Source organism: Kitasatospora sp. Root107 (assembly GCF_001424875.1).
GTDB lineage: Bacteria > Actinomycetota > Actinomycetes > Streptomycetales > Streptomycetaceae > Kitasatospora.
The window spans coordinates 182,530-208,526 of the sequence record NZ_LMCT01000067.1 but is presented as its reverse complement, the minus strand read 5'-3'; the positions used below and the strand labels follow the sequence as shown (position 1 = coordinate 208,526).

23 protein-coding genes are annotated in these 25,997 nt (G+C 73.7%); 14 read left to right on the top strand and 9 right to left on the bottom strand.

Annotated elements, in window-relative coordinates; all coding sequences use genetic code 11:
- Positions 1–16 precede the first annotated feature (16 nt).
- Positions 17–859 carry a helix-turn-helix transcriptional regulator gene (locus ASC99_RS32165; RefSeq protein ID WP_082598833.1) on the bottom strand — a complete coding sequence of 281 codons (843 nt, stop codon included), beginning with the start codon at positions 857–859 and terminating at the stop codon, positions 17–19.
- Positions 860–961: 102 nt separating this feature from the next.
- On the opposite strand from ASC99_RS32165, the gene ASC99_RS32160 reads away from it, so the two are divergent.
- Positions 962–2,377 (top strand): MFS transporter, encoded by a 1,416-nt coding sequence (locus ASC99_RS32160; RefSeq protein WP_235502869.1) that lies wholly within the window; start codon positions 962–964, stop codon positions 2,375–2,377.
- A gap of 337 nt (positions 2,378–2,714) precedes the next feature.
- Positions 2,715–3,911 (top strand): MFS transporter, encoded by a 1,197-nt coding sequence (locus tag ASC99_RS32155; protein WP_057238715.1) that lies wholly within the window; start codon positions 2,715–2,717, stop codon positions 3,909–3,911.
- A gap of 60 nt (positions 3,912–3,971) precedes the next feature.
- Here ASC99_RS32155 and ASC99_RS32150 read toward each other — a convergent pair whose 3' ends face one another.
- From ASC99_RS32150 to ASC99_RS32120, 7 genes are all read right to left on the bottom strand, one after another.
- Complete coding sequence (locus ASC99_RS32150; protein WP_057238712.1) at positions 3,972–4,829, bottom strand: helix-turn-helix transcriptional regulator; 858 nt, start codon at positions 4,827–4,829, stop codon at positions 3,972–3,974.
- Between the two features lie 39 nt (positions 4,830–4,868).
- Complete coding sequence (locus ASC99_RS32145; protein WP_057238710.1) at positions 4,869–5,735, bottom strand: trans-aconitate 2-methyltransferase; 867 nt, start codon at positions 5,733–5,735, stop codon at positions 4,869–4,871.
- On the bottom strand, positions 5,732–7,222 hold the full coding sequence (locus tag ASC99_RS32140) for a 4-hydroxyphenylacetate 3-hydroxylase family protein (protein WP_057238708.1): 1,491 nt from the start codon (positions 7,220–7,222) through the stop codon (positions 5,732–5,734). Before ASC99_RS32140 ends, ASC99_RS32145 begins: the two co-directional genes overlap by 4 nt.
- Positions 7,219–7,749, bottom strand: a complete 531-nt coding sequence (locus tag ASC99_RS32135) for a flavin reductase family protein (protein WP_057238706.1) — start codon at positions 7,747–7,749, stop codon at positions 7,219–7,221. Before ASC99_RS32135 ends, ASC99_RS32140 begins: the two co-directional genes overlap by 4 nt.
- Complete coding sequence (gene asnB / locus ASC99_RS32130) at positions 7,746–9,575, bottom strand: asparagine synthase (glutamine-hydrolyzing) (RefSeq protein ID WP_057238705.1); 1,830 nt, start codon at positions 9,573–9,575, stop codon at positions 7,746–7,748. Before asnB ends, ASC99_RS32135 begins: the two co-directional genes overlap by 4 nt.
- Positions 9,575–10,366, bottom strand: a complete 792-nt coding sequence (locus ASC99_RS32125) for a hypothetical protein (RefSeq protein WP_157531890.1) — start codon at positions 10,364–10,366, stop codon at positions 9,575–9,577. The genes asnB and ASC99_RS32125 overlap by 1 nt, the downstream gene beginning before the upstream one ends.
- A 240-nt stretch (positions 10,367–10,606) precedes the next feature.
- Entirely contained in the window at positions 10,607–11,512 is a 906-nt protein-coding gene (locus ASC99_RS32120; RefSeq protein ID WP_057238701.1) for a response regulator transcription factor, read from the bottom strand.
- A gap of 550 nt (positions 11,513–12,062) precedes the next feature.
- Between ASC99_RS32120 and ASC99_RS32115 the strand changes: the two genes are divergently transcribed.
- From ASC99_RS32115 to ASC99_RS32075, 9 genes are all read left to right on the top strand, one after another.
- Entirely contained in the window at positions 12,063–13,007 is a 945-nt protein-coding gene (locus tag ASC99_RS32115) for an ABC transporter permease (RefSeq protein ID WP_057238699.1), read from the top strand.
- Between the two features lie 2 nt (positions 13,008–13,009).
- Positions 13,010–13,852, top strand: coding sequence for an ABC transporter permease (locus tag ASC99_RS32110; RefSeq protein ID WP_057238697.1), 843 nt, complete (start codon positions 13,010–13,012; stop codon positions 13,850–13,852).
- The gene (locus ASC99_RS32105; protein ID WP_057238695.1) at positions 13,849–14,592 is read left to right on the top strand and encodes an ABC transporter ATP-binding protein; all 744 of its coding nucleotides are present in this window, start codon (positions 13,849–13,851) and stop codon (positions 14,590–14,592) included. Before ASC99_RS32110 ends, ASC99_RS32105 begins: the two co-directional genes overlap by 4 nt.
- A 266-nt stretch (positions 14,593–14,858) precedes the next feature.
- Positions 14,859–15,563, top strand: coding sequence for an ATP-binding cassette domain-containing protein (locus tag ASC99_RS32100; RefSeq protein WP_162257946.1), 705 nt, complete (start codon positions 14,859–14,861; stop codon positions 15,561–15,563).
- Between the two features lie 17 nt (positions 15,564–15,580).
- On the top strand, positions 15,581–17,179 hold the full coding sequence (locus ASC99_RS32095) for an ABC transporter substrate-binding protein (RefSeq protein WP_082598832.1): 1,599 nt from the start codon (positions 15,581–15,583) through the stop codon (positions 17,177–17,179).
- Between the two features lie 25 nt (positions 17,180–17,204).
- A complete protein-coding gene (locus tag ASC99_RS32090) occupies positions 17,205–18,212 on the top strand; it encodes an LLM class F420-dependent oxidoreductase (protein WP_082598804.1) in 1,008 nt (335 codons plus the stop codon).
- Between the two features lie 9 nt (positions 18,213–18,221).
- Positions 18,222–19,304, top strand: a complete 1,083-nt coding sequence (locus ASC99_RS32085) for an LLM class flavin-dependent oxidoreductase (RefSeq protein WP_057238693.1) — start codon at positions 18,222–18,224, stop codon at positions 19,302–19,304.
- 26 nt (positions 19,305–19,330) lie between these two features.
- Positions 19,331–20,359 (top strand): PfkB family carbohydrate kinase, encoded by a 1,029-nt coding sequence (locus ASC99_RS32080; protein WP_057238691.1) that lies wholly within the window; start codon positions 19,331–19,333, stop codon positions 20,357–20,359.
- Between the two features lie 12 nt (positions 20,360–20,371).
- A complete protein-coding gene (locus ASC99_RS32075) occupies positions 20,372–20,944 on the top strand; it encodes an NADAR family protein (RefSeq protein WP_057238689.1) in 573 nt (190 codons plus the stop codon).
- 208 nt (positions 20,945–21,152) lie between these two features.
- On the opposite strand, the gene ASC99_RS32070 is transcribed toward ASC99_RS32075, so the two are convergent.
- Positions 21,153–21,692: an ABATE domain-containing protein gene (locus ASC99_RS32070; RefSeq protein WP_057238688.1), complete on the bottom strand. Its 540-nt coding sequence runs from the start codon at positions 21,690–21,692 to the stop codon at positions 21,153–21,155.
- Between the two features lie 144 nt (positions 21,693–21,836).
- On the opposite strand from ASC99_RS32070, the gene gap reads away from it, so the two are divergent.
- The 3 genes from gap (at position 21,837) to ASC99_RS32055 (ending at position 25,996) form a co-directional block, all read left to right on the top strand.
- Positions 21,837–22,847, top strand: coding sequence for a type I glyceraldehyde-3-phosphate dehydrogenase (gene gap, locus ASC99_RS32065; protein ID WP_057238684.1), 1,011 nt, complete (start codon positions 21,837–21,839; stop codon positions 22,845–22,847).
- Between the two features lie 109 nt (positions 22,848–22,956).
- Complete coding sequence (locus ASC99_RS32060; RefSeq protein ID WP_057238680.1) at positions 22,957–24,138, top strand: hypothetical protein; 1,182 nt, start codon at positions 22,957–22,959, stop codon at positions 24,136–24,138.
- 103 nt (positions 24,139–24,241) lie between these two features.
- Positions 24,242–25,996 carry a tetratricopeptide repeat protein gene (locus ASC99_RS32055; RefSeq protein ID WP_057238678.1) on the top strand — a complete coding sequence of 585 codons (1,755 nt, stop codon included), beginning with the start codon at positions 24,242–24,244 and terminating at the stop codon, positions 25,994–25,996.
- The last annotated feature ends 1 nt before the right edge of the window (position 25,997 follow it).

Genomic DNA, 25,997 nt, shown 5'->3' with positions numbered 1-25,997 from the left:
GGGTGGGCAGGACTCTCTATTCTCCCCCACTCGGCGCAGCGTCCAGCCGCAGCAGCTTCTCCCGGCTCTCCTGGTCCCGCGGCGTGTAGGTGACCAACCGGGTGCTGGGCCGGGGACCGAGCCAGAGGCTCGTGTACTCGAACCGGATCAGCCCCGCCTCGGGGACCAGGAACCGCTTGACCCCGTTGCCCGCCGCCGCGACCTCGTGGCGGCCCCAGAGCTCCTCGAACTCCGGCGAGGCGGTGCGCAGCCGGTGCAGCAGCGTCTTCCAGGCCGGTTCGGCCCCGTGGTCGGCCATCGCGGACCGGAACCGGGCGACCATCCCCTGCCGGTCCGTGTCCTGGTCCACCAGCCGCTGTCCGAAGGTGCCACCGGTGAAGACCAGCCACATCAGATTGCGCTCCTCGAACGGCAGCTCCTCCAGATCACCGGCCAGCCAGTGGTAGGAGCGGTTGAAGGCCAGCACGTCGTACCTGCTGTTGATCACCGCCGCCGGGTAGGGCGCCAGCTGCTCCAGCAGCAGCCGGACCGCCGGGGTCACGGTCGGGCACTCCGGCCGGGCCACCGGGTCCTCGCTGCCCGCCAGGACGAACAGGTGGGTCCGCTCGGTCGGGTCGAGCTGCAGCGCCCTCGCCACTGCGTCCAGCACCTGGGCCGAGACCTGGATGTCGCGGCCCTGCTCCAGCCAGGTGTACCAGGTGACCCCGACCGCCGAGAGCAGCGCCACCTCCTCGCGGCGCAGCCCTGGCGTCCGGCGGCGGCCGACCATCGGGAGGCCGACCTGCTCGGGGGAGATCCGTTCGCGGCGGCTGCGCAGGAAGGCGGCCAGTTCGGTGCGGGCGGTGGTGGTCGTGGTCATGGGTACCAGCATGCCGGTGGCCTTCTCCTGTTGCCAGGTGCTGGTGATACCAGGATAAAGACCATCTGGTACCCGGCTCGGCCCAGCGCCAGAGTAGCGGACGTGACTCAGCAACTGACGCTCCCCCAGCTCGCACCGTCCCGTTCCCTGCTCTCCACCGCCGGGCTCGCCACCGTCCTGCTCGGGGCCTTCCTGCCCTCGCTGGACTTCTTCGTCGTCAACGTCGCCCTGCCCACCATCGAGCACGACCTCAGCGCCGGGCCCGCCGTCCTGGAGCTGATCGCCGCCGGGTACGGGATCTCCTTCGCCGTCCTGCTGGTGCTCGGCGGCCGCCTCGGCGACGCGCTCGGCCGCCGCCGGCTCTTCCTGTACGGCGCCGTCGCCTTCGCGCTCACCTCGCTGATCTGCGGCCTGGCCCCGGACGCCTGGAGCCTGGTCGCAGGCCGGGCTGCCCAGGGCGCGGCCGCCGCACTGCTGATCCCGCAGGTGCTCGGCACCATCACCGCCGCCACCGACGGCCACCGCAGGGCCCGGGCGCTCAGCGTGTACGGCGCGGCGGGCGGGGTGGCGGTGGTGGCCGGGCAGGTGCTCGGCGGGCTGCTGGTCGCCGCCGACCTGTTCGGCACCGGCTGGCGCTCGGTCTTCCTGCTGAACGTCCCGTTCGCGCTGCTCGCCGCCCTGCTGGCGCTCCGTCACGTCCCGGAGAACCGCGCCGACCGGGCCACCGGGATCGACCTGCCCGGTACCGCTCTGCTCACCGCCGCCCTGCTCGCGCTCTTCGTCCCGCTGACCGAGGGGCGGGCGCTGGGGTGGCCGGTGTGGGGCTGGGTGCTGCTGGCCGCCTTCCCCTTCCTCGCCTGGGCCTTCGTCCGCGTCGAACTGCGCACCGAACGGGCCGGAGCCGTACCGCTGCTGCCCTTCTCGCTGCTCCGCCTCCCGGAGATGCGGCGCGGACTCGGCATCGCGCTCCCCTACTTCACCGGCTTCGGCGGCTTCATGTTCGTGATCGCCGTCCTGCTCCAACAGGGCCTCGGACTCGGCCCCGTGACGGCGGGCTGGACGCTGGCGCCGATGGCCGTCGGCTACTTCTGCGCCTCGCTGTCCGGCCCCCGGCTGGTCGGCCGGTTCGGCAGCCGGGTGATCACGGTCGGCGCGGTGGTCCAGGCCCTCGGCCTCACCACCCTGGCCGCCACCGCCCTGACCACCGACCTCACCCCGCTCCGGATGCTCCCCGGCGTCGCCCTCGCGGGCATCGGCCAGGGCCTGATCGGCACCCCGCTCTTCCGCGTCGTCCTCTCCCGCATCCCCACCACCCGGGCCGGCGTCGGCAGCGGCGTCCTCGCCACCACCCAGCAGTCCAGCCTGGCCCTGGGCGTCGCCACCCTCGGCACGCTGTACCTGGCGCTCGCTCCCTCGCTCGGCTTCGCGCACGCCCTGGTGGTGGTGCTCGCCCTGCAGACGCTCGGGTCGCTGGCGATCCTGCTGCTCAGCCTGCGGCTGCCCCGCTCAGTAGCATGAGAACGAGCTCATCGCCGTCGCGGAGGCCGAGCACGGCCCCTCACGGCAGAGGAGATCCAGCAGAAGCGCGACCTTCTCCGCCACGCTCGCGAGGAGCAGAACGGCCCTGGAGCGGGCGCGGCATGAGCCACGACCCCGCTGTGCCTGCGGGCACCATCGTTCTGGACAGCGAAGGACTCGCCGAGGCCGTACTGCGCGACCGCGAGGTCACAGTCTGAGTCCGCCGCAGCGATTCCTGTGAGCTGGAGTCACAGGATGATTGGCTGTCTGGCTGCCCGTCAGCACGGGGCACACGCTGGGGTCTTCGTACAGGTGACTCCGAAAGCAGTGATGCCCCATGACCAGCGTCGCCGAGGCGCCAACCGCAACGTTCGACCGTCTGCGCTATGCGGGCGTGTTCGTGTTGCTGTTCCTGTTCGGGACCGAGACATTCCTGATCTCGCCGTTGCTGCCGACCATTGCCGAGTCGATCGCCGTCAGCGAGTCGGCGGCGGCCGCCAGTGTGACCGCGTACGTGCTGGTGTACGCCGTGTTCGCGCCGTTCCTGGGGCTGTTGAGTGACCGCTTCGGCCGACGCAGGGCTCTGGTCGCGGGCACCGTCCTGTTCGTGCTGTCGAACGCCGGGGCCGCGCTGTCGAGTGATCTGACCACGCTGGTGCTCTCCCGGGGGCTGGCCGGGCTGGCGGCTGCGGCGGCCGGGCCGGCGATCTGGGCGCACATCGCCGAGACCGCGCCGGACGCGGTCCGGGGGCGGGCACTCGGGCTGGGGATGGCGCTGTTCTCGACCGGGCAGGTGCTCGGGGTGCCGCTGGGCGGGCTGTTGGCGGGGGCGGCGGGGTGGCGGTCGGCGTTCTGGGCGCTGACCGTGGGGACAGCCGCGGCGCTGCCGCTGCTGCTGCGTCAGGTCCCGGTGCAGGACGCCGTCGGGGCCGCGCCGGGCGGTTCGGTGAAGGCGCTGCTCGCAGGCTGGGGGGACCCGGTGCTGCGCCGGGCACTGCTGGTGAACACCGTGTTCAGCGCGGCCAACCTGGGGGCGTTCACCTTCCTCGGGGCGGTGCTGGTGCAGCGCTTCGACCTGTCGGTGGAGGCGCTGGGGCTGGTCGGCGTCCTGGTCGGTGCGGGCAGCATCGCCGGTTCGCTGCTGGGTGGGCGGCTCGGTGACCGGGCCAGGGCGGCCGGGCGGAACAACCTGCCGCTGCTGGCGCTCTGGGGCGTCCTGCTGGCGCTCGGCATCGCGCTGACGGTGCGCGGTCCCGGTCTGGTGGTCGCGCTGGCGGGGGTGGTGGTCTGGTTCGTGGCCAGCGGCGGGTTCGTGACGGACCAGCAGACGCTGGCCGGCACGGTGGCACCCGAGCTGCGGGCCACCTCCAGTGCCTGGCTGACCTCCACCATGTACGCGGGGACCGGGCTCGGTGCCTGGGCGGTCGGCTCGTTCTCGGACGTCGCGGACGGCACCCTGCTGGTCGGCACCGTGCTGGCGCTGGTCGCCGCGCTCGGCGGGCTGCTGGTCAGCGCCGGCCTGCGCCGCCGCTGAGTCCACCGCTGAGTCCACCGCTGGGAACCGCCCGGGGCGCGCGCCCCGGGCGGTTCCGCGTCAGCCTGCCTCCCGCGCGGGCACCGACCGCAGCGGACGCTCGGTCAGCGAGGTCATCCGGACCCGGTCCTCGGCCCCGGCCGGGGTGAAGAGCAGCACCAGCGCAGACGGGTCGTCCACCGGGTGGAAGGACGACAGGGTGAGCCGGACCGGACCGATCCCGGCCGGTTCCACCAGCACGGCCCGGGCGGTGAGTTCGGCCACCGAGTGGCAGCCCCACCAGTGCCTGAGCTCCGGTGCGTCCTCGTCCAGGTGGCGGTAGACCTCGCCGGTGCGCGGGTCGGCGAGGGCGGGCCCGGCCTGGGCGCGGAAGTGCTGGAAGACGTTCATGGCCAGCGGCTCCCAGTCGTGCAGCACCGTCCGCAGCCGCTGGTCGGCGGCCATCAGCCACATCAGGTTGCGCCGGTCGGCGGGCACCGCCTCGGGCGGGCCCCAGAGCGCGGACCAGGGCGCGTTCCAGCCGAGCAGGTCGAAGTGCCGGTCGAGCAGCACCGCCGGGCTCAACGGCCAGGAGTCCAACACGGGTTGGACGGCGGCAGCCAGGCCGCCGTCCGCCGGAGTCGGGCCGGCCGGCTCGTGGTAGCCGGCCAGCCGCATCGCGTGCCGCAGACCGGCCGCGTCCAGTTGCAGCGCCCGGGTGACCGCCTCCAGGACCTGCCGGGAGGCGGTCACCCGGCCCTGCTCCAGCCAGGTGTACCAGGCCAGTCCGACCCCCGACAGCGAGGCCACCTCCTCCCGCCGCAGGCCCGGGGTCCGGCGCCGGGCGGTGGATCTCAGGCCGACGTCGGCGGGCTTGAGCTGCTCGCGGTGGGCGCGGAGGAAGGCACCGAGTTCCTGGCTGACGAGGGGAGTTGACATGCTGTGAGCTCCTCGGGCGGATGGTCGTTCCGTCGTACGTCAGCCTAGAGGGGCGCCGGCCTCGAGCGGCCCGAGCCTCCACAGGCGTACGGGCATGTGGCTCACCCAGCCGAGTTCGTCCTGCCGCTGCAGCGCGGTCTCGCCGATCACCCGGAAGAACGCGGTGCGCAGCGCGGGAGGCACCAGCCGGCTGTAGTAGTCGCCGAAGGTGGCGGCGTGGAAGTGCTCGTACTGGGCCGCGTCCTGCACGGTGACCACCGCGTCCCGCTCCAGGTAGGAGTCCACCGTGAAGTACCGGGCCAGCAGAGCCCCGAGCTCCTCGGCGGGCCGGGTCCTGGTGCCGATCGGCAGCACCTCGCCATGCTCGAACACCCTGGGCACATCAGCGAGTTCGACCCCGGTGGCGACCAGTGCGGCCCGGACCAGCTCGTCCTCGCCGCCGAGCCCGAACGCGTCGCGGGCCGGGTGGTAGGTGGTCAGCAGGAAGCTGCCGTCGGGGGCGAGCCGGTCGGCCACCCAGGAGAAGATCCGGTCCTCCACGGGGTACAGCCAGTGCAGCACCGAGGTCATGGTGACCACGTCGGCGAGCAGCGGCAGCGGCTGGGGGTCGGTCAGGTCGGCCTGGTGCAGGGCGGTCCGGCCGGGGAACCGGCGGAGCCGCTCGGTGGCCTCGGCGATCCGGTGTTCGGAACGCTCCAGGCCGACGGCGAGCCGCAGCGAGGAGTGGCGGTCCAGGGCGGTCTCCAGCAGCTGGCCGATGCCGCTGCCGAGGTCGATCAGGGTCTCGGGGCTGCCGGTCACCTGGTCCAGCACCCAGTCCCGGTCCAGGACTTGGCGCAGTCGGCTGGCATCGGCGTAGCCGGCCAGCGTTCCGGCCTGGATCTCGACGGCGGACGCGGTGGTCACTGCTGGGCCTCCTCGGGGGTGGGGATGGGGGCGGGGGTGTCGATGAGCTGCAGTAGCCGTTCCCGGACGCTGCTCTGGTCGTAGCGGCGGAAGATGTTGATCCGGTTGCGGGTCAGATCGCCCCGGTGGACGTACTCGTAGAGGTCCTGGCGCTGGCCGAAGCCGTCCCCGGTCAGCTCCCAGGCCAGCCGGAACAGCCGGGACTTGTGCTCGGCGTCGATCCCCCGGCCGCGCATGTAGCGGTCCAGGTGCGGGCGGAGCCGGGGGTTGGCCAGGTCGTTCGCGGTGGGCTGCATCAGCAGTCCGGAGGCGCCGATCTTGCGGACGATCTCGACCGCGCTCGCCGCCACCTCGGCCGACCAGACCCGGCTGGCGGCGGTGTCGCCGGGCGCCAGCAGGCCGCTGTCGGTGACCTTGGCACGGGCCTCGGCGGCGTCGATGAAGTACTCGGTGAGTTCGGCGTACCCGGCCAACCGCCCCAGGTCCTCCTGGACGTTGCGGAAGCCGTCCACCCCGATCGACTCGGCCACCAGGGTCGCGGTGGCCAGCAGGGTGCGCAGCCGTTCGCGGTAGCGGACGTGGCCGATGTACGCGCTCCAGGCGTTGATCCGCCCCAGGCCGGTCCGGGCCAACTCGCCGTCCCTGAGCAGGAAGACCCGGTCCCAGGGGACCAGTACGTCGTCGAAGAACAGCATCGCGTCCTGCTCGTCGAACCGGGCGCCGAGCGGGTGGGCGTGGCCCCACGGGGAGCTGCCGAGCGGCTCCCGGCAGAGGGTGAGCAGGCCGGGGGTGTTCAGCGGCAGCGCGAACCAGACCACGAACTGCTCGCCGCGCCGCTGGGTGAACGAGGCCGACAGGTAGACCAGCACCTCCTGGGCCAGCGGCGCCAGCGTGGTGAGCTGCTTGGCGCCGCGCACCACGATGCCGTGCTCGTTCTCCTCCAGCACCCGCAGCGCCAGGTCGGGGTCGTCCACCGGGTCGGCCGAGCGGTCGATCTGCGGGTCGCCGAGGGCGTGCGAGAGCACCAGGTCGTTGCTCGACACGTGCCGGTACCAGGCTTCCGCATTGGCGCCGAACCGGGCGTCGCTGCTCGCGAGTTGGTGCCGGAAGTCGTACACGCCGAGCGCGATCGAGGCCATGAAGGCCGGCGAACGGCCGTGCTGGCCGAGCGCCTCGGCGTGCCAGAACTCGGCGCTGCGGCGCTGCAGTCGGAGGTCCTCCAGGGTGCGCGGCGGCTGGTAGGCGCGGGCGATCCGCTGCCCGGTGTCCGGGTCCTGCCAGGTCAGCAGGTCCCGGTGCGCGGGGTCGTGCTGGAGATCCAGCAGCCGGGCGAGCTCCTCGGCGGCGGGCCGGAAGGCGGGGTGTTCGGCGGGGTTGTCGACGCGGCGGCCGTCCAGGTAGAGCTCGCGGCCGTCGTCGAGTTCGGCCAGGTACCGCTCACCCGTGAGCAGGCCCCGTCCGAGGGCGGGCGTGTCCAGTAGGGTCATGCGTTGGCTCCTGTCGAGGTCATGGCGTGGTGGGCGGCCAACTCGCGGTACTGGCCGTCGTGGTAGAGCAGCGGTTCGCCCGGGCGGCCGTCCACGGCCAGCACCTCGCCGATCAGCAGGGCGTGGTCACCACCGGGCAGGGCGGCCTGGAGCCGGCAGTCGAACCAGGCCAGGCAGTGGTCGAGGACGGGGGCTCCGGTGACCTCGGTGTGCATCGGGACGGTGGTGAACATCCCGAGCGCCCGGCCCGCCCCCGGGGTGGCGAAGCGTCGGCCGACCGCCTGCTGACCTACCGTCAGCACCGATACCGCGTACCGGCCTTCGGTGCGGACGGCAGTGGCCAGCGGGCTGTGCGCGGCCACCGCGACGCTGATCAGCGGTGGGTCCAGGGAGAGGGTGGTGAAGGAGGACACGGTCTTGGCGAACACCTCGTCACCGGACCGGGCGGTGAGCACCGCGACGCCGGTGCTCCAGTACCGGGCGGCGGCCCGGAGCGCGTCCGACCGGGCCGCGGGGCGCGGGCTCACCGCAGCCCCACCCGGTAGGCGCGCAGCCACTCGTCGACCTGGACCAGGTGGTCGAGACCGCCGACCGGGTTGGGCGCGGTCCGCGGACTGGGCAACGGCTGTCCCTCGGCGAGCAGTTGCCGGACCACCGCCCGGTCGACCAGATCGAAGACCGGGGCCTGCGGGTCGGCCAGCAGCGCATGTGCCCGCTCGGTGAGCACCTCGGTGTAGCGGACCGCCGGGGTGGAGGGGTAGCCGCTCTTCGGACGGTCCGTCACCTGCGGGGGCAGCAGATCCCGGACGGCGTCCCGGAGCAGGCCCTTGGCCCGGCCGCCGGGTGCCTTGAGCGCCCACGGCACGTTCCACAGGTACTCCACCAGCCGGTGGTCGCAGAACGGCACCCGGACCTCCAGGCCGACCGACATCGATACCCGGTCCACCCGGTCCAGCAGCGGCGGCAGCCAGCGGGTCAGCGCCAGGTGGAACACCTCGCGGACCCGGGCGTCGGCCGCCGACTCCCCGGCCAGCACCGGCACTTCGGCGATCGACCGGCGGTACGCCTCGGCGGTGTACTCCTCGGGGCGGACCTCGGCCCTGACCTCGGGGCGGAGCAGGTCGGCCGGGGTGGCCCGGCCGTGCAGCCAGGGGAAGGTGCCCGAGGCCAGCGCGGCGGCGTCGTGGAAGTAGGGGTAGCCGCCGAAGATCTCGTCGGCGGCCTCGCCGGAGAGCGCGACGGTGGAGCGGTGCCGCACCTCGCGGAAGAGCAGGTGCAGCGAGGCGTCCATCTCGCCCCAGCCGGGCCGGTCGCGGGCCCGCAGCACGGCGTCCCGGGCGAGCAGCAGGTCGTCGTCGGGTATCAGGACCGAGGTGTGCAGGGTGCCGATGTGCTCGGCGGCGGCCTGCACGTACGGTGCGTCCAGGCTGGTCCGCCAGGCGTCGGGCGTGCGGTCGGCGCTGCCGGGGAAGTCCACCGAGAAGCTGGTGATCTTGCCCTGGCCGTTCCGCTCCCGGGCGAGCGCCGCCAGGGCGGTGATCGCGCTGGAGTCCACACCGCCGGAGAGCAGCGTGCAGAGCGGTACGTCGCTGAGCAGTTGACGCTCCACCGCGTCGGCCAGCAGCTCCCGGACGTGCGCCCGGGTCGCCTCGGGCGAGTCGGTGTGCGCGGCCGACTCCAGCCGCCAGTACCGGACTTCGGTGGTGGCACCCCGGGTGATCCGGACCAGGTGGCCGGGACGGACCTCGTTCAGCCCCCGGAACAGCCCGTGCCCGGCGGTCGGGGCGGCAGGCAGGGCGAACAGCTCGGCCACCCCCGTCGCGTCGAGTTCGGCCGGGAACAGCGGGTTGGCCAGCAGGGCCTTGGGCTCGGAGCCGAACAGCACCCCACTGCGGTGCGGGTGCCAGTACAGCGGCTTGATCCCCAGGTGGTCCCGGACCAGCAGCAGTTCCTCACCCCGGGTGTCCCAGACGGCGTACGCGAAGATCCCGTTGAACCGCTCCGGGGCGGCGGCGCCCCACTGCAGGTGCGAGCGGAGCACCACCTCGGTGTCCGAGTCGGTCCGGAAGCGGTGCCCGTACGACTCCAACTCCCGCCGCAACTCGCGGTAGTTGTACAGCTCGCCGTTGTAGGCCAGCACCGCCTGCGGAGTCTCCGCGTCGGCCAGCGGCTGCCCCCCGCCGGCCAGGTCGATCACCGACAGCCTGCGGTGGCCGAGGGCCAGGTGCCGGGAGAGCCAGACACCCTCGGCGTCCGGGCCCCGGCAGGCCAGGGTGGCGGTCATCTCCCGGACGGTGCGGCCCGCGTGGCGCAGGTCGGTGTCCCAGTCGAGCCAGCCGGTCAGGCCACACATCACGCCTCCTGGCGGGGGTCGGGGTCGGCAGGCACCGAGGCGGGCGCCGAGGCTTCCCAGCGGCAGCCGTGGCCGGTCGGGCCGCTGCGCAGCCGGTACTCCGGGCGGAAGCCCTTGGCCCGGATGTTGGCGGAGGTGGCCTCGGTGCAGTAGGTGCACGGCGAGGCCAGGGTGAGCCGGACGCCGCTGCGGCGGGCCTGCTCGCGGTAGTCCCAGATCGCGCAGTGCGTGATGGTGAGCGCGGCCCGGTCCGCGCTCGGCGGCTGCTCGTCGTCGAACTCGTAGTCGGAGCCGTACAGTTCAGCCTGCCGGGCGATCCGGTGGATCGGGTCGGCGGCGCCCCGGCCGTGGTCCGGCTCGACCTCGCGGTGCACGTCGGCATTGGACCTGGCCCACTCGGCGAGGGCGGGCTCGCCGTACCGGCCGACCAGGAAACGCTCCATCAGCGCCTGGCCCCGGAAGAACACCCGTTGCCACTCCGCCGCCCCGGCGGTCGCCTGGTCCGGCAGATCGGCGAAGATCGCGGACTGCAGGGTGAACCAGTCGGTCAGGTGGACGCCGTCCCCCCGGGAGACCAGATAGCGGGTCAGCCCGGCCTCGGCCTCGTGCAGCCGCTGACGCCAGAGCGCCGAGCGCTCGGCCTCCGGCATCGTGCGGTACGGCGATCTGGGCTGCTCGTCCCAGCAGCCGAGACCGGAGCCGGGAACGGTGACGGCGGCAGGCTGGGGAAGGACGGCGGTGGCCGGCGCGGGCTGCGCGGGCGCTGCGGCACCCTCGGGCACATCGCTCAACGGACTGCTCCCTTCGGCGGGTTCTGGCGTGTACCTCCACGCTAGGAACCGGCCACCTGACGAAGTAGCCCCGAACGGACCCGGTTGGGGCGACCATCGGAGCACCGGACTACTCCGAAGGTCGCCCTCCCGTACAAGCGAAAGTGCCTGACCCCCTTTACGCGGCGATCACGCTCCTGAGGTCGGCGTCGCAGTTCCCCGTGCCCCTGGTGGTGCATGGCGAAGCGCCTGCCTGAAGGTTCAGCCCGCCAGGCCGTGCCGGTGTGCGTACAGTGCGGCACGCAGCCGGTCGGACTGGCCGATCTTGCGCATCGCCTGGGTCAGGTGCTTCTTCACGGTCGCCTCGGCCAGCGCCAGCTCCCGGCCGATCTCGGCGTTGCTCAGCCCCCGGGCCAGCTGCGCCAGCACGTCCCGCTCCCGGCCGGTCAACCCGACCTGCTGGAGCGGTGGTTCGGCCGCCTGCCCGGCCAGGCTGGCCGGGTGCACCCGGGCCGGTGGCGGTGCGGGCAGGAACACCGACCCGCCGGCGGCGGCGAGTTGGACCGCGCCGATGATCCGGTCCTCGGACAGGTCGAGCGGGAAGCAGCCGCTGGCCCCGGCCAGCAGGATCCGGCCTGCCTCGGTGGTGGACTCGGCCCGCCGCAGCAGCAGCACCCGGGCCTCCGGCGCACCGTCCGGGCCGCGCAGCGCGGCCACCATCGCCAGGTCGTCGCCGAGCGAGGCGCCCCGGCCGAGCAGGATGACGTCCGGCCGGACCCTTCGCACCGCCGCCACCGCCCCGGCCGGGTCGCCGGTGCTGCCGACCACGGCCAGGCCCGGCACGGTGGCCAGCACCGAGCGCAGACCGGCGCTGGCCACCGGATGACGCTCCATCAGGAAGATCCGGGTCCGGTCCGTCCGGTGGCCGCCGCACACCGGGTGGCCGCAGTCGCACTGCTGCGTGGTGGGCCGGCGGCCGGCCGGTTCGGTGAGCAGCTGGTGACCGGCGATCAGGTCGAGCGGGTTGTCGATCTCGGCGTGCAGGGCCTGCACGTACGGAGCCTCGGCCCCGACCGCCGGGCCGGCGCCGAGGTGCGGGTAGCGGCGCGGTCCGGCCCGGTGGCTACGCGCGGTGGACGGCGCGCTCCGGCCGGTCAGGGCCGCCATCACGCACCGTCCCGGTGCGGGGCGAGGGAGGTGGTGGGGTGAGCTGACAGGACATGGTGAGGCATGGCGTTACGGTCCCCTCGGACGTGGCGGGCCGGGCCCGGGGGCTCGGCACTGCGGCGGGCTCGGTACGACGGCCGCTAGCCGTGGGGGACGGGCGGCGGGCCGGACGGGCCTGGCTTCGAAAGGGCGCCGCCGAGAGGGTGGCTGGGCGGTCAGCGCCGAGATGCGCGGGGACACAGCTCGTCGAAACACCGTCGGTGCCACGAGCCGCCGATCCCGACCAGGGTGAAGTCGGTCCGCCGGATTGCCATACCGGCACCCTAGGTGGGGGCCCGTAGCAGGTCAAGGACGGGACTGCGGTCCGGCGGCCGGGGCACCGCGCTGAGGGGCCCGGTCCGTCCTATGACCAGCGGTATCCGCATGAACTGCTGACTGGCTGCCAACCTCCTTGACCCGCAACCTTCGTGACACCACCACCCCGTGTCCCCGGAAGGAAGTCCGCCATGCCCGCCGCCCAGCCCACCACCCTGCCGAGCGGGGTGTGCGGATGACCGGGTTCCTGCTGCGCCGGGTGCTGCTCGCGGTGCCGACGCTGCTCGGCGTGACGGTCGTGGTGTTCGCCACCGTGGCGCTGGTGCCCGGTGATCCGCTGACCGCCTTCCTCGGCCCCGGCGCACCACCCGAGGCCCGGCAGGAGTTGTCCGAACGGCTCGGCCTGGAACGGCCGTTGCCGGTGCGCTACCTCGGCTGGCTGGCCCATGCGCTGCACGGTGACCTGGGGGTGTCGATCTCCGCCCAGCGCCCCGTGCAGGAGCTGCTCGGCTCGGCGCTCGGCCAGACCCTGCTGTTGACCGGCGCGGCCTTCCTGCTGGTGCTGACCGGCGGGGTGCTGCTCGGCGCGCTCGGCGCCGTCCGTCCTGACCGCCTGCCGGGCAAGGTCTGCGGCGCGCTGAGCACCCTCGCGGTGTCCGCGCCGCAGTACTCGGTGGCGCTGCTGCTGATCGCCGTGTTCGCGGTCCGGCTGCGCTGGCTGCCCGCCGGCGGGACGCACGACGTGTTCGGCTCCGGCGGCCCGGCCGACCTGCTGCGGCACCTGGTGCTGCCCGCCGTGGCCGCCGCACTGGTGCCGCTCGGGCTGACCGCCAAGGTGTTCCGGGCTGCGCTGGCCGCGGTACTGGCGGGCGAACTGGCCGACAGCCTGCGGGCCCGCGGCCTGAGCCGGGCGGCTGTTCTGCGGCACTGCGTGCACAACGCCTCCCCCGCCCTGCTCACCATCGGCGGCCTCCAACTGGCCTACCTGCTGGAGGGCGTGGTGTTCGTGGAGACCCTGTTCGCCTGGCCGGGCATCGGCCGGCTGCTGTTCGACGCACTCTCCGCCCGCGACCTGCCGCTGGTGCAGGGCGGGGTGCTGCTGGTGGCGGTCGCCTTCGTCGGCATCAACCTGCTGGTGGACGCGGCGCACGCGGCCGTCGACCCCCGGGTGCGGGGCTGACCATGAAGCCGACCCTCCGTCAGGACCCCGTCCTGCTGCTCTCCCTCGGAGCCGCGCTGCTACTGCTCCTGGTCACGCTGGCCGCGCCGCTGGCCGCCCCGTACGACCCGGCGGCCGGCTCGCTGGACGCCCGGCTGCTCGACCCCGGCGCCGCTGATCACCTGCTCGGCACCGACGGCCAGGGCCGGGACCTGCTCAGCCGGCTGATCTGGGCGGCCCGCGCCTCGCTGGTCGGCGGGCTGGTGCCGGTCCTGCTGGCCACCGTGCTCGGCACCCTGCTCGGGATCACGGCGGGCCTCGGCGGCCGGATCACCGAACAGGCGCTGCTGCGCTCGCTGGACGTGCTGTACGCCTTCCCCGGGGTGCTGCTGGCCATCGCGGTGGCCACCCTGCTCCGGCCCGGGCTCGGCGCGACCGTGCTGGCGCTCTCGGTGGTGCTCACCCCGGCGGTGGCCCGGGTCGGCTTCACCGAGGTCCGCCGGATCCGCACCGCCGAGTACCTGGAGGCGGCCCGGGTGAGCGGCGCCGGAGCGTTCGAACTGGCGGTGCGTCAGGTGCTGCCGGTGGTCGCGCCGGTGGTGCTGGTGTACGCGTCCTCGCTGGTCGGGCTCGCCGTGGTGTATGCCGCCGGGCTCTCCTTCCTCGGCCTCGGGGTCGCCCCGCCGACCGCCGAGTGGGGGGCGATGCTGGACGAGCTGCGGCCCGCCCTGCTCACCCACCCCTGGGTGGCGGTCCAGCCCGCCGTGGTGATCCTGCTGGTCTCGGTGCTCTTCAACACCCTCGGCGAGCGCCTGCGCCGCCGCCTCGGCGACAGCGGCGCCCAACTCCCGGCGGTGGCCCGGTGAGCGCGGCCCTGAGCGTCACCGGCCTGACGGTCGGCTACCCGGGCGGGGTCCGGGCCGTGGCCGGGGTCTCGTTCGAGGTGGGCGCCGGGGAGGCGCTGGTACTGCTCGGCGAGTCCGGCAGCGGCAAGACCACCGTCGCCAGGACCGTGCTCGGCCTGCCCGGGCGCGGCGCCGAGGTCTCCGGCGAGATCCGGCTCGGCGGCACCGAGCTGCGCGGGCTGAACGAACGGGACTGGTCCCGGGTGCGCGGCAGCCGGATCGGCTACGTACCGCAGGACCCGACCGCCGCACTGGACCCGCTGCGCCGGATCGGCCCGCAGCTGGCCGAGGTGCTCCGGCGGCACGGCCGGGCCGACGGGCGGCGGGCTGCCCGGGACGCCGTACCCCGGCTGCTGGAGCTGGCCGGGATCTCCGAGCCCGAGCGGGTGGCCCGGAGCTACCCGCACGAACTGTCCGGGGGCCTGCGGCAGCGGGCCGCGATCGCCATCGCGGTGTGCTGCGGGCCCGAACTGCTGATCGCCGACGAGCCGACCACCGCGCTGGACGCGCTGGTGCGCGGCCGGATCCTGGACCTCTTCGACGAGCTCCGCCGGGAGTGCGGCCTCGCGCTGCTGCTGGTCACCCACGACCTGACGGCGGCCCGCCGGATCGGCGGCACGGTCGCGGTGCTGCGCGACGGCCACGTCGTCGATTCCGGCCCGGCGGAACTCCTCGCCGCCGAACCAGGAGCCCTCCGATGATCCCGGGCTCCGGGCACACGGTGCGGAAGACAGGGGCCCGGGGAACGGCGGCGCCGACCTCAGAAGCGTTCAACGTACGTACCGGGTCAGGCACTTTCGCAGTGATGCCCGCCAGCCACGAACCGTCGCAGTTCCCCGAGCCCCTGGAAAGTGCAACCTTGCGCAGTGCAGACAGCAAGCGCCCCGATCCCCCACAACTGTTGACGGTCGACGCAGTCCGCAAAGACTTCGGCAGAAGGACCGCACTGGCCGGAGTCAGCCTCCACGTGACCCCCGGTGAGACGGTCGGCCTGGTCGGCGAGTCGGGGTCGGGCAAGTCCACCCTGGCCCGGCTGGCACTCGGGCTGCTTGCGCCGGACGGCGGCACGGTCCGGTTCGCCGGGCACGACCCGTACCGGCTGCGCGGCCGGAGCGCCAGGGCGGTCCGGGCCCGGCTCCAGTTCGTGCCGCAGCACCCGCGCGGCTCGCTCAACCCGGCGCTGCGCGCGGGCGACGCGGTGGCCGACCCGCTGCGGCTGCACGGCACCCCTCGCCGGGACCGCCCGGCACAGGTCGCCGAGCTGTTCGAACAGGTCGGCCTGAAGCCGGAGTTGGCCCTGCGCTACCCGCGCGAACTGTCCGGTGGACAGCTCCAGCGGGTGGCGCTGGCCCGGGCCCTGGCCACCCGCCCCGAGCTGGTGGTCTGCGACGAGCCGACCTCGGCGCTGGACCGCAGCGTGCAGGAACGGCTGCTCGACCTGCTGACCGGTCTGCAGGAAAGGACCGGTCTGGCCTACCTGTTCATCTCGCACGACCTGGCCGTGGTCCGGCGCCTCGCCCATCGGGTGCTGGTGCTGCGCGACGGCCTGGTGGTCGAGCAGGGCCCGGCCGACCAGCTCTGGTCGGCCCCGCAACACCCCTACACCCGCGCCCTGTTGGACGCCGCTACCGGCGCCCCTCGGACGTCCGATCACGCACTGAGGACCACATAATGACGCACCGTCACCTGATGACCCGCTCCAGAGCCGTCGCGCTGGCCGCCACGCTGCTGCTCCCCACCGCCGGCTGCGCCTCCAGCTCGGCCACCGCGCCGGGCTCGGACGCCGGCGGCAAGGGCAGGGGCGGCACCCTGGTGATCGGTGCCACCGGCAAGCTGCCCAACCCGGACACCGTGATCGGCGGGGCCGGCTTCGAGGGCAAGCGGCTGGTCAGCTTCCAGATCTACGAGGGCCTGACCCGCTACGACCTGTCGGTCACCGACAAGCCGCCGGCCGTCACGGGAGCGCTGGCCGAGTCCTGGCAGGTCGCCCCGGACGCGAAGACCTGGACCTTCACCCTGCGCAAGGGCGTCACCTTCCAGGACGGCACCGCCTTCGACGCCGACGCCGTGCTGTTCAACCTGGACCGCTACCTGAAGAAGGGCAGCGAGTACTGGACCGACGCGCTCGGCGCCGCCGCCAAGGAGTACGCGGGCGGCATCACCGGCTACCGCAAGCTGGACGCGGACCACGTCGAGCTGGTCACCAAGGACCCCAACGGCCACTTCCCGGAGGACCTGGCGCACGTCCTGATCGCCAGCCCGACCGCCGTCAAGCTGACCGGCTCCGCCAAGTTCGCCCAACACCCGGTCGGTACCGGCCCGTTCGCGTTCTCCTCGTACACCGAGGGCCAGCAGATCGAGCTGGTCGCCAACAAGACCTACTGGCGCGGCGCACCCAAGCTGGACAAGCTGGTGGTCAAGCCGATCCCGGACGCCGCCGCCCGCACCGCCGCACTCCGCTCCGGCGGGGTGAACTGGATCGAGTACCCGAACCCGGACGACCTCGACAGTCTGAAGGCCGACGGCGTGCAGGTGCTCACCAACAGCTACGACCACCTCTGGTACTGGATCCTGGACACCACCAAGGCGCCGTGGAGCGACCCCCGGGTGCGCAGGGCGGCCAACTTCGCGATCAACCGCCAGGCGATCGCCGACAAGCTGCTGCACGGCACCGCCGACCCGGCCTACCAGGCCGCGCCCCGGGCCACCGCCGCGTACGACAAGGCGGGCGACGCGTACTCCTACGACCCGGCCAAGGCCAAGCAGTTGCTCGCCGAAGCCGGACTGTCCGGCGGCTTCGCCAGCTCGGTCACGGTGCCCACCGGCGGCTCGGGAAACCTGGTGCCGGTGCCGATCGCCGAGGCGATCCAGCGCGATCTGGCGGCCGTCGGCATCAAGGTCGAGCTGCGCACCACCGACTGGTCGACGCTGATCGGCGCCGAGGCCAAGGGCGAGGTCGCGCTCGGCTCGGACGCCATCGCGCAGTCCACCACGCTGTTCCAGTCGGAGGCGCTGCTGCCGCTCTTCGTCGGCTCCAACAGCCCGTTCTGGACCGGCCACTACGCCAACCCGAAGGTGGACGAGCTGCTCAAGTCCGCCGCCGCCTCGCCCGACCAGGCCAAGCGGCAGGCCGACTACCGGCAGGCGCTCGGGCTGGTGACCGCCGACGCGCCGTGGCTGTTCGTGGTCAACGACCGCAACCCCAGGGCTCTTTCGCCGAAGGTGCAGGGCCTGGTCCAGCCGCAGTCCTGGTTCCTCGACCTCACCACGGTCTCGGTCCGGCCGTGACCCCCGCCCGCAGGAAGGCCGCCCGATGACCACCGCGTACACCTCAGAACCGCCGAAGTGGGGCATCACGCTGCCGCTGCCCGGCCTGACCATCGACCGGCACCGCTTCATCGTCGAGCGGCTCCCCGACCTCGGCTACACCGACGTCTGGAGCGCCGAGGGCGGCGGCACCGACGCCTTCACCCCGCTGGCCGCGACCGCCGCCTGGTCGCCCAGCCTGCGGATCGGCACCGGCATCGTGCCGGTGCACACCCGGGGCCCGGCGGTGCTCGCGCAGACCGCCGCCACGCTGGCCCAACTCGCGCCCGGGCGCCTGCTGCTGGGAATCGGCGCCTCCGTCCCGGCGCACGTCACCGACATCAACGGCATCCCGTTCGACGAGCCCTTCAAGCGGACCAGGGACGTGCTGCGGTTCGTCACCCGGGCGCTGCGCGGCGAGCACATCGCCGGGGACTTCGACACCTTCTCGATCACCGGGTACCGGCTGCCGCACCCGCCGGCCGAGCCGGTCAAGGTGATCCTCGGCGCGCTGCGCCCCAACATGCTCCGGCTCGGCTTCACCGAGGGGGACGGCGCGATCTCCAACCTGCTGTTCCCCGAGGACGTGCCGAAGGTGCTGGACGCGGTCGGTCCGCAGCCGCCGGGCAAGGAGCTGGTGGTCAAGGTCTTCGTCTGCCCGACCGAGGACACCGACTACGCGCACCGGGCCAGCCGGCCGTTCCTGGCCTGGATCCTGAACCGGGAGCCGTACCGCAAGTTCCACGAGTGGCTGGGCCACGGCGAGTTGCTCGCCGACACGCACAAGCTCTGGGCGGCCGGCGACCCGGAGGGCTCGCAGGCCGCCCTGCCCGACGAGGTGGTGGACGGCCTGTTCATCTCCGGCTCCCCCGAGGAGTGCCGGGAGCGGATCATGCGGTACCACCGCCCGGGCGTCACCACCATCCAGCTGTACGTGTCGCTGCCGCCCGAGGTGTTCGTCAGCCGGGCCCGGCTGCTGGACACCCTGGCCCGGCTCGGCCCGGCGGCGGGCTGAGGGGCCGTGATGGAACTCGAACTGCGCGGCGGCGTACGGGCCGCCCCGGTCACCGGCCGGACCCCTCGGGAGCGGCAGGCGCTGCGGTTCGCCCCCGACCCCAGGGACCGCACCGCCGATCCCGGGCACGTGACCAGGACAGCCAGGGAGAACGAGGAGGACGGGCTCGACAGCGCCCTGGTGGTGCAGTCGAGTTCCTGGCCCGACCCGTGGCTGGTGGGCAGTTGGGCGTTGGCCGCCACCAGCCGGCTGCGGATCGCCGTCGCCCACCGGGTCGGCACCACCGCCCCCACCGTCGCGGCCCGCCAACTCGCCACCCTGGACCGGCTCTCCGGCGGCCGGGTGGCGGCGCATGTGATCGTCGGATCCAGTGATCTGGACGTGGCCAGGGACGGCGACACCCTGGGCAAGCCGGACCGCTACCGGCGGGCCGACGAGTACCTGGGGCTGCTCCGGCGCTCCCTGACAGCCGATCAGGAGTTCGACCACAAGGGCGAGTTCTACCAGGTCAGGGGTGCACTGGCCGGGCTTCGGCCCGAACCGGGAGGCGAGCTGATCTCGTTCGGCGGCTCGGCCCCGGCCGGTGTCGAGCTGGCCGCCCGGCACGCCGAGGTGTACGCCCTGCCGTCGCTCCCGCTGCCCGACACCCGGCGCCGGATCGGCGAAATCCGGGCCACCGCAGCCGGGTTCGGCCGGAGCCTGCGGATCTGGCGGCACCTCACCCTGGTACTGGCCGACACCGACGAGGCCGCCCGGCGGCGGGTCCAGGAGCTGCGCCGGGACGCCCTGCGGCTCACCTCGGGGCCGGACCGGCCCCGGTTCGCCGAGGCGGTCGCGCTGGACCGCGACCGCGAGCGCGGCCAGGTGCCCGACCAGCAGGCGGCCGACCAGGTGGCCGCGTACGTCCGCCGCGCGTTCGCCACCGCCTACGCCGGTTCACCGGCCACCGTCGCCGACCGGATCGGCTCGCTGCACTCGGCCGGGGTGGACATCGTCCAGCTCGACCTGGCGGTGGAGACCGACCAGGACCGGGCGCTGCGCCGGGAGTTGGTCTCCCGGCTGCGGACCGGCGGCCACCGGCACGGCTGGTGACCGCTCCACCTTCCGAGGGAGATCCGATGACCGCGTACGCCGCCCACGGGCAGATCGTGATCAGTGGCTCGATCGCCACCGACCACCTGATGACCTTCCCCGGCCTGATCTCCGACCAGCTGCTGCCCGATCAGCTGACCAAGGTCTCGCTCTCGTTCCTGGTGGACGGGCTGGAGATCCGGCGCGGCGGGGTCGGCGCCAACATCGCCCTCGGCCTCGGCCGGCTCGGCCTGCGCCCGCTGCTGGTCGGGGCGGCCGGGGGCGACCACGGGGAGTACGACGACTGGCTGCGCGCCAACGGCGTGGACACCCGGGGTGTGCTCACCGTCCCCGGCCGGTACACCGCCCGCTTCCTGTGCACCACCGACCAGGCGCAGAACCAGATCGCCTCCTTCCACCCGGGCGCGATGAGCCGGGCCGCCGACATCAGCCTCCCCGAGGTGCTGGGCCGCACCGGCCCGGCCCGGCTGGTGCTGATCGGGGCGGACGACCCGGCGGCGATGCTGCGCCGCACTGGCGAGTGCCAGGTGGCGGGTATCCCGTTCGCCGCCGACCCCTCCCAGCAGCTCGCCCGGCTGACCGGCGATCAGGTCCACACCCTGGTCGACGGCGCGCGGTGGCTCTTCACCAACGCGTACGAGCGCGGCCTGCTGCTGGAGCGAGCCGGGCTGACCGGGGCCGAGCTGCTCGGCCGGGTCGGCACCTGGTTCACCACCCTCGGAGCGGACGGTGTGCTGATCGAGCGTCAGGGCGAAGCCCCGATCGAGATCCGCCCGCCGCAGGAGCTGCGCCGGGCCGACCCGACCGGCGTCGGCGACGCCTTCCGGGCCGGGGTGCTGGCCGGTGAGGTCTGGGGACTGCCACTGCCGGTCGCGGCCCAAGTCGGCTGCCTGCTGGCCACCCTGGCACTGGAGTCGGTCGGCACCCAGGAGTACGCGTACCGGCCGGACGACTTCCTCGCCAGGCTCGCCGAGGCGTACGGCCGGGAGACGGCCGAGTTGGTGCGGCCGCACGTGGCCGGGGAAAACCGGAGGCCGGGTGTGGGTGGCGGGTGACAGCATGCCGGTATGAACGACGCCGCGCACCCTTCCACCACCCGCACCCGCGAGGACCTGGCCGCCCTGGTGGCGGCCGGCGCGCGGCCGAAGTACCTGATGTTCTGGGGCCACCGGCCGGAGCATGACGGCAGCGTCGGGCCCGGCTCGCTGAGCCAGTGGGCGCCGTCCGAGTTCACCGTGGACGGGGTGCGGTTCTCCACCGCAGAGCACTGGATGATGGCGGGCAAGGCCCGGCTGTTCGATGACGAGAAGGCGTTCTGGCGGATCCTGACGGCCCGTACGCCGGCCGAGGCGAAGAAGCTCGGGCGGCTGGTCCGCGGCTTCGACGACCAGCGCTGGACAGCCGCCCGCTTCGACCTGGTGGTGGCGGGCAACGTAGCCAAGTTCGGCCAGGACCCGGCCCTCCGGTCCTACCTGCTGGGCACCGCCAACCGGGTCCTGGTCGAGGCCAGCCCGCTCGACCGGGTCTGGGGCATCGGCCTGGCCGCCGACCACGAGCAGGCCCTCCGCCCGGCCGACTGGCGCGGCCTCAACCTGCTCGGCTTCGCCCTGATGGAGGCCCGGGCCCAGCTGGCCTCCTAAGGCATACGGTTCGGCAGACAGGGGCTCGGGGAACTGCGACGCCAACCTCAGGAGCGTGATCGCCGCGTAAAAAGCCAGGCACTTTCGCCTGAGCCCGCACGCCAGGCACACGTCAGCCGCGCCCGGGGTTGACCAATCCCGCACGTGAAGCCGTCCCGTGGCTGGCGTCGCAGTTCCCCGAGCCCCTGGTGGTGCAGCGTGTGCCGCTCTACCCGGGGTGCCGCTCGCGGAAGGCTGCGGCCTTGGCCCGGTTGCCGCAGGCGGCCATGTCGCACCAGCGGCGCACCCCCCGGCGGGAGCGGTCCACGTACAGCCGGGTGCACGACTCAAACGCGCACTCCCGGATCGGCGCGCCGAGCGGCAGCGCGAACAGCTCCTGCGCCGACCTGGCCACCGTCGCCAGGGCGGCGGCTGCGCTGCCGGTACGGCGCAGGGTGCCGTCGGGGCGCAGGTCGAGCCGGAGTGCGGGGCCGTCGGCCAGCCGGTTGAGCAGCCTGCGGTCGGCCGTCGGGTAGGGCTCCCCGGCAACCGCCGCCAGGCCCAAGCGGTAGACAGCCTCGCGGAGTTGGTGCGCCTGCTCCAGGTCGTCCACCCCCGCCTCGACCGGCTGGTCGACCAACCCGGCCGCTGCTGTCCAGAGCCCCAGGTCGGCCGGTGTCGGCAGCAGGTCGCGGGCCAGGGTGCGGCGCCGCTGCACGGTACCGACCAGATCGAGCGCGGGATCACCGGCGACAAAGACGAACTCCATCTCCCCAGCATAACCAGCTAACCCCTCAGACCGGTTGCACCGGTGATCGTCGACCCGTAGGCTACCGAGTAACCACTTAAAGCGGTTACCAGCCGACGAAGCCTGGCATCCCGCCGAGTGACCCCATCTGCAAGGGAGTCGAGAATGGCGATCAAGGTAGCGATCAACGGATTCGGCCGGATCGGCCGGGGCTTCGTCCGCGCAGCCCTCCAGCAGGGCGCCGACCTGGAGATCGTCGCGGTCAACGACCTGACCGACGCTGCCACCCTGGCCCACCTGCTGTCCTACGACAGCACCATGGGCCGGCTGGAGCGCGAGGTCGAGGTGGACGGCGACAGCATCGTGGTCAACGGCCGCAAGGTGAAGGTGCTCGCCGAGCGCGACCCGGCCCGACTGCCCTGGGGCGAGCTGGGCGTGGACGTGGTGGTCGAGTCGACCGGCGTGTTCACCGACGCCACCAGGGCCCGGGCCCACCTGGAGGCGGGCGCCCGCAAGGTGCTGATCTCGGCCCCGGCGTCCAACGAGGACCTCACCCTGGCGTACGGCGTCAACCACGACCGCTACGACCCGGCCGTGCACCACATCGTCTCGAACGCCTCCTGCACCACCAACTGCCTGGCCCCGCTGGCCAAGGTGCTGGACGAGGGGATCGGCATCGAGCACGGCCTGATGACCACCGTGCACGCCTACACCCAGGACCAGAACCTCCAGGACGGCCCGCACAAGGACCTGCGCCGGGCCCGGGCCGCCGCCACCAACATCGTGCCCACCTCGACCGGCGCGGCCAAGGCGATCGGCCTGGTGCTCCCGCAGCTGAACGGCAAGCTGGACGGCGCCTCGCTGCGCGTCCCGGTCCCGGTCGGCTCGATCACCGACCTGACCGCCTACCTGGCCCGCCCCACCACCGTCGAGGAGGTGAACGCGCTGTTCGCCAAGGCCGCCGCCGAGGGCCCGCTGGCCGGAGTCCTCCGCTACGCCGAGGCGCCGCTGGTCTCCAGCGACATCGTCGGCGACCCGCACTCCTGCATCTTCGACGCGCAGCTGACCACCGTCGGCGGGAACGGACGGCACGTCAAGATCTTCGGCTGGTACGACAACGAGTCCGGCTTCTCGCACCGGGTGGTGGACGTGGTCCGGCTGCTCGGCCGCGCCTGAGGCTCCTGACCGGCCCCGAAAAGCGCCGGACTCGTCGCCGTAACACAACTGCCTTGTTCTGCGGCCAGGATGACCCTCCAGGGACGGCTGGCAGACACAGGACGGTGCGATGACGGTGCGCGGACTCGACCCCGGGGCAACGGAGGACGTCCAGACCCTGCGGACGGAGCTGGACGAGCTGCTGCGGGCCCGCCGGTACGCGGCCCAGCGGGAGCAGCGGCTCACCGAAGCCCTGGAAGGGACCGCCGACCCCGAACTGCACCGCCAGCTGGCCCAGATCCGCACCCTGCGGGACGGACTCGGCGCCCGGCACCTGGAGTTGAGTGAACGTCTGCTCGCGCTGGAGGACCACCGGCGCGAGCAGACCGCCGTCCCGGTCCAGCGCCGCCCGACCGGAGCCCGGTTCGGCGGCGCGTACGAGGCGAGTGCCGCACCCCAGCCCGCCCCGGTGGTCACCGCCGCCCCGATGCGGGGCGCCAGGTTCGCCGGGGTCGCCGCGCCGGAGCCGGCCGCCCCACAACCGGAGCAGCCGGAGCAGCCCGCACAGCCGCCCCGGCCTAGGGCCCCCGAACCGCGCAGCGCAGCCGAGTTGGCCGCCCTCGCGGCCCGGATCACCGCCCTGCACGGCCAAGGCTCGGCCCAGGAGTCGGCCGCCGTCACCGCGCAGGCCGCGGTGGTGCTGGCCCCCGCCGACGTGGCCCGGCTGATCGCGCTGCTGCGCACCGAGGGCCCGGCCGGCGCGGCGGGCTACCTGGCCAGGGCCGTCGCCCACGGCGCCGCCGGTCAGGCCGCCGGCACCCTGGCCGAGCTGCGCCGGGGCGGTCTCGCCGAGGAGGCGGCCGCCCTGTTCCACGCCCTCTGGGGCTACCCGGCCGCCGAACTCCCCTCCCTGCTGGCCGCCTTGGAGCAGGCCGGGCTCTCCGCCGACAGCCTCACCCTGCTCTGGGAGTGGGGCTCGGCCCCGCCCGCCGAACTGGCCACCCTGGCCGACCACCTGCGCACTGCGGGCCGCACCGAGGACGCGTACCGCCTGCTGCACCAGGCGGCGGGCCGCCGGACCGACGAACTCGCCGCCACCGCCCTGCAGTTGGACGCCCAACTGGCCGCCGCGCTGACCCAGCAGGTCGCCCGGCTGCGCTCCCCGGCCGACCTGGCCCAGTACGCCACCGCCCTGACCCACTCCCCCACCCGCTACCGCGCTCTGCTGACCGCCGTCGCCACCCTGGACGAGGGCCGCCACCGCGCCGCCCGCGCCGCCCTCCGCTCGGTCGGCCTGCCGCTCGGGCCGTGACCCGACCCCTCCAGCAGTGCGGGCTGGAACCACTCCCGGCTACCCGGCGTGCTCACCGCAGGGCGGTGCGCCCCGGAGCAGCCGGAGCAACAGGGGGTTCGGGATGCCGGAACAGGACGCGCGGGGACTGGACACGGCCGAGGTGGCGCAGGCGCGTTCGGAGGTGACGCGACTCCGGCGGGCGGCGGCCGGAGCCCCGGAGCGAGCGGTTCTCGGACTCGCCCTGTACCGGCTAGCCATGCTGCTCGGCAGCACGCCCGGCGGCCTGACGGAGGGTGCCGAGCTGATGGCGGAGGCCGTGGCGGTCTTCCGCGCGCTCACGGACCGGGACCAGGTCCGCTACCGGCCGGCCTTGGCATCCGCGCTGGACATGCTCGCGCTGTTGGTGGGCCTGCTGGGCCGCCGTGCGGAGGCCCGGGTGCCGGCCACCGAGGCGGTGGCCCTGCTCCGCGAAGCCGCCCGGCTGGAGCCGGAGTTGGAACCGGAACTGGCCGGGGCGCTGGCCCGGCTCGGGAACCAGCTGGCCGAGACCGGCGCCCACCAGGAGGCACTGGCCCGGATCGAGGAGGCCGTGCTGCTCCGCCGCAAGCTGGTGGCGCGCAGCGTCACACCGCTCATGACGGCCCTGTTCACCCAGCGCCCACCGGCGGCGGGCCCCAGCACGGCCGACGCCCGGGCCGAACTCGCCTCCGCACTGGGGGATCTGGGCATCAAGCTCGAGGAGATGGGCCGGTTCGAGCAGGCCGTCCCGGCACTCGAGGAGTCGGTCGCCGGCTACCGCTCGCTGGGCCGCCCGCGGACTCCGTCGGACCAGACCGGCTACGAGATGACCCTGCTGACGCTGACCGGGGCACTGACCAAGCTCGGCCGGGCCGCCGAGGCGGCTCCCTACCGGACCGAACTGGTGGGCCTGCGCGACAGGTTGGCCGCAGTCTCGCCGGATCTGCTCGCCTCGCTGGACCAGTTGTGGGAACGCCACGGCTTCCGCCTGACCGAGGACGGCGAGTTCACCCGTACGTCCGTCCCGGGGCCGCAGCTGCCGCCACCCGACCCGAAGCTGGTGGAACGGATCGACCGGCTGAACAGCGAGGGCCTCACGCTGGGCCGGGCCGGGCGCGCCGACGCGGGCGCCGAACTGCTCCGGGAGGCCGTCGACCTGTCCGGCGGCCACGACCATCCCGCGTTCCAGCTCCTGCACGCCGGCTGCCTGCACAGTCTCGGCCTGCTGCTGGCCTGGGGCGGCCGCGCCGCCGAGGCGCTGTCCGCCACCGAGCATGCGGTCCGGATCTACCGGCACCAACTCTCCCGGTTTCCGGGCCGGGTACGCCACCTCTACGCGGACGCCCTGGACAGCCTGGGCCGTCGCCTCGCCGTACTCGGACGGCACCGGGAGGCGCGGGCCGCAACCGAGGAGGCGGTCGTCCTGTACCGGCAGCTCGTCGCCGCCGGAGCGGCCGAACACATCGCCGGCCTCGCCACGGCACTCAACCACCTGGGCATCCGGTGCGCCGACACCGACGACCACACCGGCTCGCTGACCGCCACCAGCGAGGCCGCCGACCTCTACCGGCGGCTGTACGCGCAGGACCCGGAGCAGCACCGGTCCGGCGCCGTGCACGTGCTGTCCAACCTGGCGCTGCGGCACTCCCGCCTGGAACAGACCGAGCAGGTGCTCGCCCCGTTCCGGGAGGCCGTCGAGATCCTGGACAGCCTCGGCACCCAGCCGCCCGGCAGCGACGTCGAGCAGCTCGCCGGATCCATGGAGTGGCTCGACCACTACCTGCGCCACCACGGCCACCGCAGCGAGGCCCGGGTCGCCCGCCGCACCGCCGACCGCCTGCGCCGGGCGAGCCGGTGAC